Origin of the sequence: Methanohalophilus sp. WG1-DM (assembly GCF_004104135.1) — an archaeon.
In the GTDB taxonomy this organism is placed as follows: domain Archaea; phylum Halobacteriota; class Methanosarcinia; order Methanosarcinales; family Methanosarcinaceae; genus Methanohalophilus; species Methanohalophilus euhalobius.
This window is the reverse complement of sequence record NZ_RRBA01000066.1, coordinates 1-287: the sequence shown is the minus strand read 5'-3', so window position 1 is coordinate 287 and position 287 is coordinate 1. Positions and strand designations below refer to the sequence as shown.

Annotated in this window: 1 protein-coding gene; it reads right to left on the bottom strand. The window is 42.5% G+C overall.

Annotated elements, in window-relative coordinates:
* On the bottom strand, positions 1 to 262 hold a 262-nt coding region (locus CI957_RS10490; protein WP_164909106.1), incomplete at its 3' end, for a DUF86 domain-containing protein.
* Positions 263 to 287: the final 25 nt, after the last annotated feature.

The window sequence follows — 287 nt, the reverse complement described above, 5'->3', positions numbered from 1 at the left end:
CCAGATTAACTCCAAAATAAGCATGTATCAATTTGTCCCGAATTCCTGTCAGGTCTTTCCAGGGGATTGAGGGATACTTTTGTCTGACATCATCAGGGACATTCTTTGCTGCTTCACCAATTATCTCCAGGGCTCTGATAACGGCATATTGGGTTTTTCTGTCTTCGAGAAAATCTTCATATGTACACTCACTGACAAAATTCTCTGCCGCCTCCATGGCAGCATAGATGTCATTGACATAATCCCTGATGTCTCGAATCATATATCACACTGCCCTGACTTCGTTA